Raw genomic sequence first — 15693 nt, 5'->3', positions numbered from 1 at the left:
AAAGGTCAGCAATTGCTGACCTTTTTTTTATGCTTATACTTAATATGTGTATTATTTAGATTGGTAGATATAATAACTTAATTAGTATATCCAATTTTGAAAAAATCAATTAACTCACTTGTTTTGTAGCTCATAGATTTTAAGGTGTTCAATTATTTAAAATTTAGTGTATTAGCTTTTTAGTTAAAGATACTATCTGGTTTTAGTTAAAATATTCTTAAATATTCTATAAATGCTTACTTTTGCACTCTATTAAAAATCCCAATTATGAAATTTAAATTACTATTTACTTTTTTATTTACTTGTGTTTTTGGTTTTGCCCAAGTTATACCCGATGAAGTAAAGCCTCCAAGTTGGAACTTAGAAGGGTTACCAAATGTGAAGGCTCATAAATTAGCGTCTTTTAATCTTAAAAAATTACAAGAAGAAGATAAAATTAATGACCAAGACAAGTCTAAACCTTGGAGATTTGGTCATGACATTTATGTAGATCACGACTTTAACGAAGTAGGAAAATGGACAACTTTAGACAACGGTGACCGAATTTGGAGAATGGCCTATACATCGGAAGGAGCTTTAACATTAAATTTTATGTTTGATATTTTTAAAATTCCTGAAGGAGCTAAACTTTACGTATACAATGATGAGAAAACAGATTTACTACGTCCTTTTACCCATCATAACAATAATGCTGAAGAAGTTTTAGGAACTTGGTTAGTTGAAGGAAACAAAGCTTGGATTGAATATTATGAACCAGCTAATACGGTTGGAATGGCAAAATTAACTATAGGTTCTGTTGTTCATGGCTATCGTACTGCTGAAACGTATCAGAAAAATTTAGGTGATTCAGGTGATTGTAATCATGATGTAGATTGTGATATTACTCCAACTTCAGATCCTTTTGAAATTAATACAAGAAAAGAGGAGGTTAAAAAGGCTGCTGGAATGCTTTTAACCGGAGGTTTTTCATTTTGTTCTGGTACTTTAGTTAATAATACAAATAATGATGGAACACCTTATTTCTTAACAGCTAATCACTGTGGAGGAGGAGAAGGATCTTGGGCATTCAGATTTAATTGGAGAAGTCCTAATCCTTCGTGTGGTACTACTGCTAATAGTACAAATGGGTCATTTAATCAAACAGTAAGTGGTGCAATTCTCAGAGCTGCAAGTGATGAATCAGATATGGAGTTGGTTGAAATAACTGACCCAACATTTTTTAACAACAATCCAGATGTTGTGTGGGCAGGTTGGAACAGATCAACAACACAGTTGCCTTCAGTAAATTTTGGTGTTCATCATCCGAGTGGTGATATACAAAAAACATGTAGAGATGATGATGGAGCTACACGTATAACTACTGGTTTTAATGGCAATGGTGCTGCTAAAATGTGGAGAATAGCCGATTGGGATTTAGGAGTTACAGAAGGCGGTTCATCAGGTTCAGGTTTGTTCAATGAGAATGGACATTTAATTGGTATGCTTTCAGGTGGTAGTGCTGCTTGTGCAGGAACTAATGACAATGGTGGTTTTGATATTTATGGTCGTTTTGGTGTTGCTTGGGATTTTGGAAGTTCTACTTCTTCAAGATTAAAAGAGTGGTTAGACCCTTCGGATTCTGGAGTAATAGAATTGGGTATATACCCAGCATTAGAAACTTATGATATTGATGCTCGGGTAACCGCAGGTTCAGGCAATAGTTCAGAAATTTGTGGTGAGGATTTTTCACCTCAGGTTACGTTAACCAACTTAGGAAACCTTAATTTAACTTCGGCAGTGGTCTCTTATTATTTGGATACGGAAGCACCAACAACCATAAATTGGACTGGTAATTTGGCTAGTGATGGTTCTGTTGTTGTTGCTACACCAACTTATAGTGGATTAACTGTAGGCTCTCATTCATTTACTATAAATGTTACCAATCCTAATTCAACCATAGACGAAAATACATCTAACGATAATTTTGTTTTTAATTTTCAAATATCGCCATCTTTTTCAACAACCTCATTAGTTTTAAATTTATTGACAGATGAATTTGGAGATGAAACCTCATGGGAATTTGTAAATAGTTCTGGTACTGTGGTAGCGAGTGGTCCGACTTTTAGTTATGCTGATGAGACATCTTATGTTGAAAACATTACAATTCCTACCTTTTCAGAATGTTATACATTTACAATATATGATGATTATGATGACGGTATGTGTTGTGATTATGGAATAGGAAGTTATAGTTTAGAAGATGAAAATGGCACAGTGATTATTTCTGGTGGTGATTTTGGTTCTTCTGAGTCCATTACTTTTAATGTACTAGACCCTCTTAGCGTTGATGAATATGGTTTAGAAAATTATATTTCTTTCTATCCTAATCCTGTTAATGATGACTTAAGTATAACAGTGAAACAATTGAATGATAATATAGATTATGAAGTATTCAATATGTTAGGGCAAACCATCACTAAAGGAAATTTAGTGCCAAATAACACTAATAATATAAATATGACTAATTACCAGTCTGGTGTTTATTTTGTGAAACTATCCACTTTAAATAGCTCATTTACTAAGAAGATAATGAAGAACTAAGATTGCAATCTTAAGAATATAAAAAAAGTCAGTTTCATCTTTTTGGAACTGACTTTTTAATTTTCTGTGTGTTTAGCTGATTGTATCTCACATTTTAATGTTTTCTAGGTCATCATCTAGACTATTAGATGTATTGACAATTTTAGATAAAGTTTTCATGATTGTTTGATTTTTTGATTGATGTTTTACTACAACTATCTGTAGCGTCTTTTACTATTCCAAGTGTAGCTTTTTGTGTCTGTTGTTGTACCTGATAAATGGTTACTGTTTAATGTTCTCATGATTTTTGTTTTTTAATTGATTTACACTTAATAGACGATGGATTTATAAAAATGTTACAGATTCTAGTTTCTAAACTATTGATTTAACAGATTTTAACTTTAATCAGTATATTTATATTTATGAAGATTATAAAAGTCATACTATTATTAATACTACTTATTAGTTGTGATAAACAAGTAGAAAAGCCTTGCTATAACAAAGATTTAGAGGTTACAGCAACGGCTTACAACTCTTTAGTTTATCAGACTAGCTCAAATCCTCATATTACGGCCTTTGGTGATAGTTTAAAACCAGGTTTGAGATATATCGCAGTTTCCAGAGATTTAATAGATTCTGGTCTTGTGCATAATACCGAAGTTAAAATTGAAGGTTTTGATAGTCTGTACATCGTAAAAGATAAAATGAATAGACGTTACCGAAAACGTATCGATATATACATGGGAACCGACGTAAAAAAAGCAAGAAATTGGGGCAAAAAGAAAGTGAACATTCAGTATTGCTTAAAACCGAAAGATACCTTATCTAATTAGTTCGTTTTACAGCAACCTCAGAAACTATAAATGGATATGCTTCTTTTATATGTTCTAACTCTTCACCTGATAATTCTTCAGGACTCTTATTGAACTTCAATTTGGCATATTTAGTTCTTAAGTTATAATAAGCTTTGGTTATTTCGTCTTGTACGGCAATAAAAGCTTCATATTTAGTTAAAGCATCGTGACTCAATGAAATTACAGCATCTTTAGGATGGTCGGAGGAATTTGATAGTTTTTCACCAGAACAATAATTACACTTGTCCGAGCCATTATTGTCCACAAACGATTCTACTAAGCCTTCAATAGCTTCAAGGTTTACAATTTCCTCATTAACCATAATTTCCTGTTTATCGTTAAGGGCTATTCTTAACAAATTCCGTTCTGGAATATCTTTAGTACAATACCCAGTTTCACAAATTCGAGGTAGTTGTCTTAAAATGCCTTTATCGGCAGAAATAGTTGTGGTTACCAAAAAGAAAATTAGTAACAAAAAGGCAATGTCTGCCATAGATCCTGCATTGACCGTTGCAGAATGTCGTCTAAATGATTTCATAATATAATTATTTAAATGTTAATATTTTATGAAACACAATAACAGTACCAATCTTGTTAAATGTTGTTAACAATTCATCCTAAAAACCTTTATAATATGTTATTTTTGCAAAATTAATTCAATAGGAAAAGAGCTACATGTCAACCCAAACTAAAATGCAACAAGATTCTACAACGGAAAAGCGTCTTTACGATTACCAAGTTAAAGATCTTAACCGCATTTTTGATGTTATGTATGAAGAGTCCGATGATTTTAACCTTCTGTACCAATTACCTACAGGTGGAGGGAAAACAGTCATTTTCTCTGAAATTGTAAGACGTTATATTGAAAAACACAACAAAAAGGTCGTTATACTCACGCATCGCATAGAGCTTTGTAAACAAACGTCTAATGTGTTATCTGGCTTTAATGTTAAAAATAAAGTCATTAACAGTAAAGTAAAAACTTTACCAGATCAAGATGACTATCAGTGTTTTGTGGCAATGGTAGAAACACTAAACAATAGGCTTTCTGATAAGGATTTTGAATTAAAAAACATTGGTCTTGTTATTATTGATGAAGCTCACTATAATTCATTTAGAAAACTATTCAAGTTTTTTAAAGCGTGTTTTATTCTTGGTGTTACCGCAACTCCGTTGAGCAGCAATATAAAGTTGCCAATGAAAGACAATTACGATAAACTCATTGTTGGAGATGATATATCTACACTCATTAAAAATGGCTTTTTAGCTGATGCTGAGTTCTATCATTATGATGTTGGTTTAACAAGTCTTAAAATTGGAATTAATGGTGATTATACCGTAAAATCTTCTGAAGCCTTATACACCAACAGCCTTATGCAATCTAAGCTTTTAGACGCTTATGAAGAATTGGCCAAAGGTAAAAAGACATTGATTTTTAATAACGGTATTTACACTTCAAAAGAGGTGTATTACACCTTCAAAAAAGCGGGCTATAATGTTAGGCATTTAGATAATACGGCTGGTAAACAAGAACGAAAAGAGATTTTAAAATGGTTTAAAAACACACCAGACGCAGTTTTAAGTTCCGTAAGTATTCTAACCACTGGTTTTGATGAACCTTCAGTTGAAACTATTATTCTCAATAGAGCAACACGTTCTTTAACTTTGTATTTTCAGATGATTGGTCGTGGTAGTCGTATCTATCAAGATAGAAATACGTTTCAAGTTATTGATTTAGGAAATAATATCGCACGATTTGGACCTTGGAATCAACCTGTAGATTGGCAACACATTTTTAAATATCCAGACTTCTATCTTGAGAATATTGTTGATGATGAGTCTATTGAACGAGATTTTGTGTACACAATGCCTGATGACATCAAGAAAAAATTCAAAAACTCAGACAATCTCGATTTTGATGTTAAGGCAGAGTATAAGGATGTCTTAAATTCTGGTAAAAAATCATTTACAGTCATAGAGCGTTCTATAGAACAACACTCCAAAATTTGTATTGAAAATAGTGAAGATGTTTTTGATGCTAGAGATTTGGTAAAAGATCTTCAAGACGAAATTGCTTATAGAATTAAACAGTACTGTTATTGTATTATGAATAGTACAGATAATTACAAAGACTGGCTTTTTGAAGAATACAACAGAAAGTTAAGAATAAGTTTCAATGGTAAGTTTTAACTTTTTTTTGTAAGGATTTATATTTTTATACGTTTATTTTGAAATAGGTATAGTTTTTGTTCCTTATTAGAAAAATTAAATTATAGTGAAAACCCTAAAAATCATATTTGTGTTATTCTGCTTATTAAGCGGAACGATGGTTTTTGCTCAAGTAAAAGATAAGCAGAATAAATCTATCCCAATTCCAGCAGAACCTTCTAAAAAAGAAAAAGATTCCGTTCAGGTGAAAATTAAAGTTGAACCTATTCTTAAAAAGGAAGAAGAGGATAAAGCTAAATCAGATACCAAACCAGAAGAAAAGAAGTTTGTCATTAGAGAAACAGAAAAGCCATTTTCTATGATAGATGACGATGGCTTAAAAAGTCCAAGCGAAATCTATGAAAAACGTTGGAAGAAGGAAGCTGCAAAAGGAGGTATAATTCAAGTCATGTCCGATCAATTTCTTGGGGAACATAAAGTTGATACTAAATTTGTAAATATTGTTTGTAGAGACCATGAGTTTCCTGATGGCGACAGAGTTCAAATCAAAGTGAATGATTACATCGTAAAACACAGTTTGCTATTAACAAGTAATTATAGAAGAGTAGAAGTCAACTTAGCAGAAGGTAAAAATACTGTGGAGATAATAGCTTTAAACCAAGGAGAATCTGGACCAAATACAGCTGAGTTTGTAGTGTATGATGACCAAGGTAATGTTATTTCTTCTAAAGAATGGAACTTACTTACAGGTGTTAAGGCTGTTATAGTTTTTGATAATCAAAAAATGACAATAAAAGAAAAGACTTCTGAGGAAGATGAGAAAGCAAAAACAGCTTCTAACTAAGTAATTTCAATCACTTCACTAGGCTTCATAGCGTCTAATTCATAATTACCTATTCTTACTCTTACAAGTCTCAATGTAGGCAATCCAATTTTTGCTGTCATTTTACGAACTTGTCTAAATTTTCCCTCAGTCAACGTTATAGATATCCAAGATGTAGGGCCGTGTTTTTCATCTCTAACAAAGCGATTAAAAATGTGAGATGTATCTTTTAGGATTTTAGCTTTACAAGGTTTTGTATTGTAAGGTTGTCCGTTGATGGAAATTTTAATTCCGCTTTGCAACTGTTCAATATGTTCTTCGGTTATCAGTCCATCAACCATAACATGATATTCCTTCTCAATACCAGAACTGGTAATATGATGACTAAACTTACCGTCCGTTGTTAGTAAAAGTAAGCCTTCGGATTTTTCGTCTAATCTGCCAACTGCCATTATATTTTCAGGAAAATCATATAATTCTCCCAATAATTTTTTAGACCTACGTTTGTTTTGATGATTTACAAACTGACTTAAATAACCATAGGGCTTGTAGATTTTATAATACTTATGTTTTTCTACCACCATGTTATAAAGCATTTCTGAAATCCGTTAGTATTATCTTTTATCCAACATAAAGGTGATCGCTTTTGTGCTATTGACTCTTCAATTTCAATAATAACATTTTCGAAAGCTAGCCAATCAACTGTATTATGAGGCGAATTAATCCATTCTAATTTTTCAGGAATATAAAACAGATAATTTTTTAGCATACCTATTTTTTCAAAATTTAAATACCATCCTTGAATGCAATCAGTATTCAACGAATCAATATCAACATTTTGATTATCATAAGGTAAAAACAGTTGTGCTTTAAAATTTACGTGTTGTTTAAAATCTTCAGCTCTAAGATTTAAGCTTTCTAAAGCTTTTTTTGTTTTGTTATGATAGAGTAGAGGCAATTGCTTTTCTTTCAGCTTTTTTAGTTTGTAAACTAAAGTATCATTGCGGTTTGGTCCAATCCAGTATTCTAATAGATTATTATAAGTTTTACTATTGTCATAAAGATAAAACTTATAGATAATCTCTAAATGAATTGGCTGTTTTTCTTCTTCAATAAGAAGATCTAATTCACCAATAGTTTGTTTATCATCTTGTATCTGTAAATTTTCACTGAGTATTTTTATACTTGAAGTTTGCTTCAACTGAAAACTAACAAATTGCTCAACCCATTTACCCAAACGTAACTTTTTATGAGGATTATTTACTTGAAATTCAGAATCAATATTGTTAATGCAAAACTGTTTTAGTTGTAATACATCGTCCTTTTTCCATAGCAAATCTGTTTGCTGAAAATCTTTGAAAAGAGAGTTGAAAAATGACGTTTTTTTCAATTTTTATTTTGAAAAAGGTGAATTATAGTTCAAAAATACTCAAAACCTAACTTAAGTCATATTTTTTCTTTTTTGTGGTAGTTACCTTTAAGGAAACGATTTTTAAACAATTTAATCTTCACAAAAAATAAATATTATGAAAGTATTTGACAGTAAACACATTAAAAATGTGGCTTTTGTCGGTGCTCACCACACTGGCAAAACCACACTGTCTGAGACCATGCTCTATGAAGCTGGTTTAATAAACAGACGAGGCACAGTAGAGCAACAAAATACAATTTCGGATTATCATGATATTGAGCACCAACGTGGTGCTTCTGTTTTTTCTACACCTTTGCATACCGAATGGAGAAATTATAAAATCAATATTATTGATACACCTGGTTTAGACGATTTTATTGGGGAAATTATTTCTTCCATCAGAGTAGCAGATACTATTGTAACCGTAATTAATGCCAAACATGGAGTAGATGTTGGTACTGAAATTATTTGGAATTATGTAGATCGCTATAACAAACCAACACTTTTTGTTATCAATAAAATAGATAGTGAAAAAGCTAATTTTGAAATGAGCGCAAACAGTCTTAAAGCGTTGGTTGGCAATAATGCGGTTTTAATTCAATATCCTCTACAGATGGATGGTGCGCAATGTATTATTGATGTTCTAAAGATGAAATGCTACAAGTTTGGTCCTGAAGGAGGAAAACCTGAAAAATTACCAATACCTCAAGATCAATTAGATTATGCTAATCAATTGCATAATGAATTAGTAGAAAAAGCTGCCGAAAATGATGAAGAGCTCATGGAATTATATTTTGAAAAAGGTACTTTAAATGAAGATGAGTTACGACAAGGTATTAAATTGGGTATGTTGAATCATGATTTCTTTCCTGTATTCTGCATTTCTGCTTTAAATGATATGGGAACAGGTCGTTTGATGGGCTTTATTGATAATGTAGCGCCAGCAGCAGCTGATTTAAAACCAGAACAAACTATTGAGGGTGATTTGGTAAAACCAGAAATGGATGCTGATGCATCACTCTTTGTCTTTAAAACCATCTATCAGCCTAACCTTGGGCAAATCACCTTTTTTAAAGTAAAGTCAGGTGAAGTTAATGTTAGTGATAAACTTTTCAATACTAGAACTGGAGAATCAGAAACACTGAATCAACTCTTCATTATGGATGGAAAAGAAAAACATACAGTTCAAAAATTATCTACAGGAGATATTGGTGCAACCACAAAGCTAAAGTATACAGAAACCAATGATACACTTGCAAGTAGTCCAGAATCTGGAACTATAAAACCTATTAAATTTCCACAACCTAGACTAGTTAAAGCTGTTTTTGCTGAATCAAAGAATGAAGAAGAAAAGCTTAGTGAAGCATTAAAACGTATCCATAGTCAAGATTTAACGGTAGATTTAACTTATAACCATGAGACACATCAAACCTTAGTAGGTACGCAAGGCGAGTTGCATTTAGCGATTTTAAAATGGCTTTTAGAAAATGTTTATGAGGTTAATGCAAAATTTGAGTCTCCTAAGATTTCTTATCGTGAAACCATTCAGCGAAGTGCTACAGCTAATTATAGACATAAAAAACAGAGTGGTGGATCTGGTCAATTTGGTCAGGTACATCTTAAAATAGAACCGTATTTTGAAGGTATGCCAGAGCCAGAAGGCTTTTCTATAAGAGGAAAAGAAGAAGCTGATTTGCCTTGGGATGGTAAGCTGGTGTTTTATAACTGTATTGTTGGTGGTGTGATAGACCAACGCTATTTACCTTCAATAATGAAAGGTATATTAGAAGTTATGGAGCAAGGTCCATTAACTGATTCTTACGTCAGAGATATAAGAGTTATGGTTTATGATGGTAAAATGCATGAAGTAGATTCTAATGATATTTCATTTAAAATTGCTGGTTCACATGCGTTTAAAGAAGCCTTCCTTAATGCAAATCCAAAACTTTTAGAACCGGTTGAAAAAATGATTTTGCGCTTACCTGAACAAATGATAGGTAATGTAATGACAGAGCTACAGAGTAGAAGAGCGGTTATAAAGGGTATAGATTCGGACTCTAATTATCAAACAATTGAATGTACGATTCCATCTGCGGAATTAACAGATTTTTCAAGTCAACTACGTTCTATCACTCAAGGCAGAGCGAGCTATAAAACAAGTTTTGAAGGTTATAGTCCAGTGCCAGGACATGTTCAAAAACAGCTAGTAGAACAACAAGAATTAATAACAACCTAAATATATAAGTTATGCAAAGTAAAGTAATGTATTTAAGCGATTTAAAGTTTAATATCGATACTTGGAAACGTGAGTTAAGATTTCATTTTAATGAAATGGATACCTTCCAAGAAAAGTTAGAAGAAATAGTATCTCGAATTGAAGATCCTATTGAATTGAAAAAACTAGAGGTTTTTCAAAATCGTATCATGATTGAAAAAGATGCGATTTCAAAATTAATGCATCGTTGTAGAAATAAATTGGCTAATATTAATAATGTAGATTTTAATGAAAGTATTGATGGCCGTTTAGCAAATGAACAACATACCTTACGCGACGATATGCGCGATTACATTAGAATGCATTATGATCTTAAAGAAGAGCTTATGGACTTCTTTTTAGAAGTGTTATGAAGTAAGTAGACACAAAATTGAGATTAAAAAAAACAGCCACATATTCTGTGGCTGTTTTTTTTTATTTATTATTGAATAACTAATTTTTGTATTCGCTTTTTATCAGCTTTATTATTTAATTCTATAATATAAATACCAGAACTAAGATGACTAGCATTGATAGTTTGTCGAGAGTCAGAATTATTTAATTGTTGACTCAAAATTTTTCTACCATGAATATCATACAAAATAGCATTAGTGGACTCTTGCAATAATCCATCAATAACAATTGATTTACTTTTGTTATCTGTGAAAATCAATAAACTATTCAAGCTAGAATCTAATGTGCTTAATGCTGAATTTTCAAAATGAATAAAGAATCTTCCAACACCATTGATTTGACTTGATGGTGTAAAAACATAATCATTTGTGTTCAATAGTGTAAATGTACTTGTTAGATTGTCTTCTAAGTAGATATCGATATTATCTGGCATATCAGTTTCAGAAATACTTATTGTTATTTCCTCACCTTGATTAGCATGAACACCTAAAGCAATTGTAACATCGTTCATATCAGTATCTCCTAAGGCTTGAATTGAAAAAGGAGTACCTGTATTGTTCTGAACTAAGTTAGAATACAAAGAAAAGTCTGTAGCACTTCCATACAAAGCCGCATCATAACCAGGATCTAGACCTAGTGTGGCATTACTATTAAAATAAATATCTGTATTATAACTATTAGAAGAAGAACTAGAATTTAGTGTTATATGTCCAAAATGAGCCGACTGGTTTGAAGCACTTCTTCCTAATATGAAATCATCAGAGGAACCTCCAACTCTCATTTCAGGTGTAAAAGTGACCGAACCACCTCCTGTTTTACTTCTTACATAGAAACCTTGACCAGGCGCTATTAATTGACCTGTCGTTACACTGTTTAAGATAGTCCAACCATCGTTAGAGTCACCATCATAACCGTAAATAGCTTTATATGAGCCTTCGTCTAATTCTAAATTATTCAAAGAGAAAAAAGTGTCGAAGTCAATATAAGACGAATAAGGATTACCTACTAGGTTCCACCCTTCATAATAAGACCCATTAGTATCTGTTAAATTAACAACAACAGAGTTTGTCTGAAGATCACCTTCAAAAGTAAAAGTTGTACCACTTATACCATCTTCTGATGCATCTCTAGCAGCTCTGTAACCTATACCAGAGTTTATTATAGTAAGTGAGTTGTCTATTATTGAGTAAATTTCATAGGCTCCATTAGGTTCATCAAATGGACCAAAAAGTTTTTGATTAATATCATTTGGGTTTTCAAATATGTTTGGATTATTACTAGCGAAATCTCCAAATTCTTGGTTAGCCACAGGAGGAGATATTAAATCGTTTGCTGTAACTCCATTGAAAAGATTAACATGTCTCTTATATTTTATATTTCCTGTGCTGGTTCCGCTAACGATAAGACTTGAATACTTATCGGATACGGAATTTAATATAACTTCTCCATTATTGGTAAAATTACCATTAATAATTAATGTACCTCCTTCAAGGATTTCAATACTACCACTTGCGGAAACTTCATAATCACCTTCAAAGGTTACAGTTTCATCAACACCAACAATTAAATCCATACAATTATTAGGAGCCGTAAAGACAACTCCATTACTTTTATAATCTGTTTGATAGCCATCGCTAAAAGAAGCTTCAATTTGGACACCTAAGCCATCAGAGTCTAATCCAGTTAATACAACTGTTTGAGGACTTGTAGTTATTGGGAATGATTGCCCATTTACAATTATTGATCCTGTTTCTGGAGCATCTGTATAAGTTATGGTTAATTCTTGAGTATATGTATTATCTACTGGGTTACAATTTGTTTGTGTGCCAGCTATAATATCAGTAATTTCTGTTGTATTATCAAAAGGCATAAACTGCATTAATGATGCTTTTGGCTCAGTACCACTATCATCACCACCATATGAAGTATGACCACCACGTCCTCTAATATGAATGCTAACTAGGTCATTTGTACCATCACTATAAAGTTGTAATCTTAAAGCTTCTGCATATTTAGGAGGATCATTTGTGCCATCCCAAACATATATACCATTATTGATCCAGCCACCTTGACCTTCTTCAATTGTAATCCAAGAGCCTTCCCTTAGATAACTAACTCGCCACATAGTATTTGGTTGTGGTTGGTTAGGAAATGATCCGCCAAAAGTTATATAATTAACAAACTTTGGGTGCGGCCAATCTACTCTCCAAAAGAATCCATTTTCAGCATCAACTGTGCCTAAATTATATTGGTAGGATTCACCATATTCAGCGAAGTTAGTTGTAATTTTATAATCTTGTAGTGATGGATCGTAAAGTATGGCTAAAGGGTTACCTCTACCTGAGCTTTGTATATGTCCACTGAGTTCAGCTGAAGATAGTAGAGCTAAATTTATTATAGGATTAGGATTGTTCGGTCCTATAGTACTATTTTCATCTAATTGATTTATCCATTCTTCTATTAATGCAACCGCAGGTTCATCAATTATGCTTTTAGCAAGTGGCGGCATCATAATAGCGGGATCAACACTATTCATTCTATGGTATAAAATGGATTTGGATGCATCACCAGCAAAAACAATTTTTTCATTTGGATCAATACCAAGAGGACTTAGTACACCTGCAGTAAGTAGTTCAGTAGCTTCAAGTGTATTAAAATATCTTAAATCAAATTCAGCTCTATTACTATTATCGTGTCTATGACAATATGCACAGTTCAAATCTAAATAAGATCTAGCTTTTTCATCAAGTGAGGCGTTGGTGTCATTCAGTGGTTTATTTGTAATAATATCTTCTGTGTCGGTATCAGTTATAGATTCGTCAATTATCCCTAAATGACTAAGTGTTACTAATTGATTTCCTGTAAGACCAGTTTCAGGGTAAGTGTAGTCTGTGTTTAAATATCTTGCTTTTAACCCAAGCGATCCTTTATTAGCTTCATTGTGGCAGTCTATACAGTTAGAGTTTGAAGGAAAAAACCAATCTTGAATTCTTGTTCCACCACCAACAGTAGCTATTTCTACAGGCTCTTCTGTACTGGTCGTTTGTAAAACAGCATCTGTTTCTTGTTCGTTCCAATTATAGGTTAAAAAATACATATTGCCATCGTCGCCTACTACAGATACTCTTGTTTCAATCTTTTTTGTCACCGAAGGGTCATTATCGTCAATTTTAAGATCAAAATGCTTTACAATAACTGTACCTGATGGAAAAACCCAATCACCATATTCAGAGTATTGTATTTGTTCATTAGGACCACTATGTACACCATCATTGTTAGGTACTGCTATCCATCTTCTTTTCAAGGCGCCATCAGACCAAAAAGGCTCATATAACTCATAGGGAACAAAGCCATCTTCTACCTCAAGAGTACTTAAGTCAGTAAAAATACCTGTTTGTGAGAGTAATTGAGGTGGATCTGGAAAATTATCATCATTATCTATTAACTTATATATATTAGTACTAAACCCAAGATTTAAAATATACAATTCACCATCATTATCTTCACCAAAGGAAATTATATCTTGTGGTGTAAATGTTGCTATTTCTACATATTCACCAGTAGTTGTGTCTACTGAAAATATTTCATCACCACTTCCATAATCAGCACATATATATTTACCATATAACTCTGGGATTGCAGAACCTCTGTAGACAAAACCTCCGGTAATAGAGTTGGCGTCTTCTGGACTAAAAGCCAAAAGAGGTTCTTCATGAGCCATATTGTTGAAAAGTTCAGGGTCACAACCTGGACCAGCAATAAAACCTTCATAATTTGGCCAACCATAATTAGAGCCACCTTGTAATACATCAACTTCTTCGTGAGTATTCAAACCAACATCACCAATGTAAAATGTACCAGTACCACTATCTTTAGTCATCCTAAAAGGATTCCTTAAACCAATAGCATAATATTCTTCAAAGAAATCACCTGACGTATATACATCATTTGGATCTGAAGTTGTTAAATTTGGTTGACCGTAAAGCGTTGTTGTAGAGCCTACCGTATTGTCACTAAAAGGATTATCATCAGGAATCCAATATTCAACACCTGTGATTTCATCTGACTCACCAGCATCTTGAGGCATTTTTCGTACTGCAGGATGACTTCTTGTAGGATCTTTGTCTACATCTAGTCTTAACACTCCACCACGAAGATTTCCAAATATATCTTGAGCTCTTGCCCAAGAGCCATGCTCACCTGTAGTTAGATAAAGAAACCCGTCATCGCCAAAATCCATTCCACCACCATAATGAGTGGTTCCATACATTCTATTCTTTAAGATTGTCGTTCTAGAACCTGTAACAAAACTCATAGTTGTAGGATCTACTTCAAATCTCTCAAGAATAACGAAGTTTCCTTGGTATACATCACTTGTCTCACTATAATAACAACCTTGTCCAGTATATTGTCCAAAACCAGGTAAATCTTGTCCATCGGAGTTTTTTGTACAATAGTATACGTAGAAATAATTTTTAGGGTTAGTAGCAGCGTCAAATTCAGGATGGATAGTTAAACCTAAAAAACCACCATCAGAAACCAAACCTACTTCTGATGATAGGTCTAGTAATACATTTTTTGTAGTTGTACTTTCGTCATTGTCAAACCAAAAAATTTCACCATCAAGTTGTGCTATCACAATTTTTTCTTGGTTAGGTACCATCTTGAAAGCAATAGGGTAGAAGAAAGTTAAATTAGGAAAAGCAACTCTATAAGTAGCATCTAAATCAAAATCAGCACCTACAGGAAATGCATTGTTTGCATACGGACCAATAGTTTGAGGTGTTAATAATCCTGGGCCTGAAAAATAGGGTATAGAACTAAATAATAGTAACGAAAGGGTGACGATTAAAGAAATTCTAATTTTAGCTGATTTGGGGAAGATATCAGTTATTAAAACTCCAATTTGTTTTTTGGAAATAATAGGTCTCATGAACTGTTTTAAGAAATAAAATTAATAGCAAGCCTAAAATTAGTAATTAAAGTTTACCACTAAGAATCAATTCGATGAAGTATCATTAAAAACGATGAAGTTAATTGCAAGAAAATGAGTGTGTTAAATATGGTGATTTTAACATTTAAAGATTTCAAAATGTTAATTTTATGAATTAAACAAGCTTATAAGAAATTATTATAGCACTTATTTAGAATATACTAAAAAAAGTGCTATAAAACTTGATTATTCTAATATTTAAAGCTATCACATTAA

Annotated in this window: 10 protein-coding genes; 6 read left to right on the top strand and 4 right to left on the bottom strand. The window is 32.5% G+C overall.

All coding sequences use genetic code 11. From position 1 onward, the window contains the following. The first annotated feature begins 267 nt into the window (after nucleotides 1-267). On the top strand, nucleotides 268-2580 hold the full coding sequence (locus tag QGM60_RS06230) for a T9SS type A sorting domain-containing protein (RefSeq protein ID WP_281139376.1): 2313 nt from the start codon (nucleotides 268-270) through the stop codon (nucleotides 2578-2580). 401 nt (nucleotides 2581-2981) lie between these two features. Continuing rightward, the gene (locus QGM60_RS06225; RefSeq protein ID WP_281139375.1) at nucleotides 2982-3392 is read left to right on the top strand and encodes a hypothetical protein; all 411 of its coding nucleotides are present in this window, start codon (nucleotides 2982-2984) and stop codon (nucleotides 3390-3392) included. Here QGM60_RS06225 and QGM60_RS06220 read toward each other — a convergent pair. Then, entirely contained in the window at nucleotides 3385-3951 is a 567-nt protein-coding gene (locus QGM60_RS06220) for a biopolymer transporter ExbD (RefSeq protein ID WP_281139374.1), read from the bottom strand. The two genes, QGM60_RS06225 and QGM60_RS06220, sit on opposite strands and share 8 nt — an antisense overlap. A gap of 137 nt (nucleotides 3952-4088) precedes the next feature. Between QGM60_RS06220 and QGM60_RS06215 the strand changes: the two genes are divergently transcribed. Next, complete coding sequence (locus QGM60_RS06215) at nucleotides 4089-5603, top strand: DEAD/DEAH box helicase (RefSeq protein WP_281139373.1); 1515 nt, start codon at nucleotides 4089-4091, stop codon at nucleotides 5601-5603. Between the two features lie 85 nt (nucleotides 5604-5688). Further along, nucleotides 5689-6426 carry a hypothetical protein gene (locus QGM60_RS06210; protein ID WP_281139372.1) on the top strand — a complete coding sequence of 246 codons (738 nt, stop codon included), beginning with the start codon at nucleotides 5689-5691 and terminating at the stop codon, nucleotides 6424-6426. Here QGM60_RS06210 and QGM60_RS06205 read toward each other — a convergent pair. Beyond that, nucleotides 6423-6989: a pseudouridine synthase gene (locus tag QGM60_RS06205; RefSeq protein WP_281139371.1), complete on the bottom strand. Its 567-nt coding sequence runs from the start codon at nucleotides 6987-6989 to the stop codon at nucleotides 6423-6425. The two genes, QGM60_RS06210 and QGM60_RS06205, sit on opposite strands and share 4 nt — an antisense overlap. After that, nucleotides 6980-7795 (bottom strand): DUF1853 family protein, encoded by an 816-nt coding sequence (locus QGM60_RS06200; RefSeq protein ID WP_281139370.1) that lies wholly within the window; start codon nucleotides 7793-7795, stop codon nucleotides 6980-6982. Before QGM60_RS06200 ends, QGM60_RS06205 begins: the two co-directional genes overlap by 10 nt. A 136-nt stretch (nucleotides 7796-7931) precedes the next feature. On the opposite strand from QGM60_RS06200, the gene QGM60_RS06195 reads away from it, so the two are divergent. Next, nucleotides 7932-10052: an elongation factor G gene (locus QGM60_RS06195; protein ID WP_281139369.1), complete on the top strand. Its 2121-nt coding sequence runs from the start codon at nucleotides 7932-7934 to the stop codon at nucleotides 10050-10052. An 11-nt stretch (nucleotides 10053-10063) separates the two neighbouring features. Further along, nucleotides 10064-10444 carry a hypothetical protein gene (locus QGM60_RS06190; RefSeq protein WP_281139368.1) on the top strand — a complete coding sequence of 127 codons (381 nt, stop codon included), beginning with the start codon at nucleotides 10064-10066 and terminating at the stop codon, nucleotides 10442-10444. Nucleotides 10445-10512: 68 nt separating this feature from the next. On the opposite strand, the gene QGM60_RS06185 is transcribed toward QGM60_RS06190, so the two are convergent. Next, the gene (locus tag QGM60_RS06185) at nucleotides 10513-15417 is read right to left on the bottom strand and encodes a PQQ-dependent sugar dehydrogenase (protein WP_281139367.1); all 4905 of its coding nucleotides are present in this window, start codon (nucleotides 15415-15417) and stop codon (nucleotides 10513-10515) included. Nucleotides 15418-15693 lie beyond the last annotated feature (276 nt).

The sequence above is a fragment of the Winogradskyella sp. SYSU M77433 genome, from assembly GCF_029911945.1.
Lineage (GTDB): Bacteria > Bacteroidota > Bacteroidia > Flavobacteriales > Flavobacteriaceae > Winogradskyella.
This window is presented reverse-complemented; position numbering and strand designations above follow the sequence as displayed.

Coding starts and splice junctions, on each gene's coding strand:
- QGM60_RS06230 (WP_281139376.1), top strand. CDS start 268: ATGAAATTTAAATTACTATTTACTTTTTTATTTACTTGTGTTTTTGGT.
- QGM60_RS06225 (WP_281139375.1), top strand. CDS start 2,982: ATGAAGATTATAAAAGTCATACTATTATTAATACTACTTATTAGTTGT.
- QGM60_RS06220 (WP_281139374.1), bottom strand. CDS start 3,951: ATGAAATCATTTAGACGACATTCTGCAACGGTCAATGCAGGATCTATG.
- QGM60_RS06215 (WP_281139373.1), top strand. CDS start 4,089: ATGTCAACCCAAACTAAAATGCAACAAGATTCTACAACGGAAAAGCGT.
- QGM60_RS06205 (WP_281139371.1), bottom strand. CDS start 6,989: ATGGTGGTAGAAAAACATAAGTATTATAAAATCTACAAGCCCTATGGT.
- QGM60_RS06195 (WP_281139369.1), top strand. CDS start 7,932: ATGAAAGTATTTGACAGTAAACACATTAAAAATGTGGCTTTTGTCGGT.
- QGM60_RS06190 (WP_281139368.1), top strand. CDS start 10,064: ATGCAAAGTAAAGTAATGTATTTAAGCGATTTAAAGTTTAATATCGAT.
- QGM60_RS06185 (WP_281139367.1), bottom strand. CDS start 15,417: ATGAGACCTATTATTTCCAAAAAACAAATTGGAGTTTTAATAACTGAT.